1 pseudogene is annotated in these 222 nt (G+C 45.0%); it reads right to left on the bottom strand.

Annotation, left to right across the window (positions count from 1 at the left end):
- A pseudogene (locus KO500_RS17625) lies at window positions 1-217 on the bottom strand (IS1182 family transposase); the annotation flags it as partial.
- Window positions 218-222 lie beyond the last annotated feature (5 nt).

Below are 222 nucleotides of genomic sequence, written 5' to 3'. Positions count from 1 at the left end.
CACTAATCCGAGCGTCTGGATCTGTGGGACTGTAATGGGTTTTATTACTGGTGTACTTCGAGCCTTTGTTTCCTGATCCTGGGCGCTGGTCTTGATCTGTACTCCATTTCTTATTTCTGCTTTGGATAGCACCAAGTTCTTTCTTGCTCGCTGTAACAATACGCTGACCTCTATCTGACTTATCGTCTTTGCTTTTACGGTGCGGTGTTTCTTTGTCCATAG

Source organism: Cellulophaga baltica (genome assembly GCF_018861125.1).
Taxonomy (GTDB): Bacteria; Bacteroidota; Bacteroidia; order Flavobacteriales; family Flavobacteriaceae; genus Cellulophaga; species Cellulophaga baltica_A.
This window is presented reverse-complemented; position numbering and strand designations above follow the sequence as displayed.